The sequence below is a fragment of the Occultella aeris genome (assembly GCF_902703175.1).
In the GTDB taxonomy this organism is placed as follows: Bacteria; Actinomycetota; Actinomycetes; order Actinomycetales; family Beutenbergiaceae; genus Occultella; species Occultella aeris.
Map to the genome: position 1 here is coordinate 1 of NZ_CACRYJ010000051.1, position 512 is coordinate 512.

Annotated in this window: 1 protein-coding gene; it reads right to left on the reverse strand. The window is 68.0% G+C overall.

Going from position 1 to position 512, the window contains the following annotated elements; translation table 11 throughout:
• A partial coding sequence (locus HALOF300_RS27075; RefSeq protein WP_197522643.1) for a hypothetical protein occupies positions 1-512 on the reverse strand: 512 nt, incomplete at both ends.

The following is a 512-nucleotide window of genomic DNA, read 5'->3' on the forward strand; positions in this document are numbered from 1 at the left end:
CGAAGTCATTGGCGATGATGTCGTCGAACTCGCCGCTGAACCCGGCCAGGCGCTCCCAGTAGCAACTGTCGGCGCCGGTGCTTGCCCGATACGTTCCGGGAGCGACGTCGGTACCGACCCGGAGCGTGCCGGCGCCGAACTGCACGGGTGCCGGTGCGGGCCGGCGGATACCAAGGGTGTCGATGCCGTCCGCGTTCCAGTCGCCGACCATCACGGCGTCCGTGGCCCGGCCGTACGCCACGACGCGGTCAGCCGCACCACCGCCGAAACCGTTCGCGATGTAGTACAGGTTGTCACGCCGCACGGCCAAGGAGTCGACACGGTCGCCGTTCCAGTCTCCGATCAGCACCCTGTCACTGGTTCGTCCGTATGCGACGACCCGGTCGGCGTTGCCGCTGCTGAGCGAGTTGATGAAGTAGTAGATGTTGCCGCGGCGGACGGCGAGGGTGTCGATGCCGTCGCCGTTCCAGTCGCCGACGAGCACGACGTCGGAGGTCCGCCCGTACGCGACC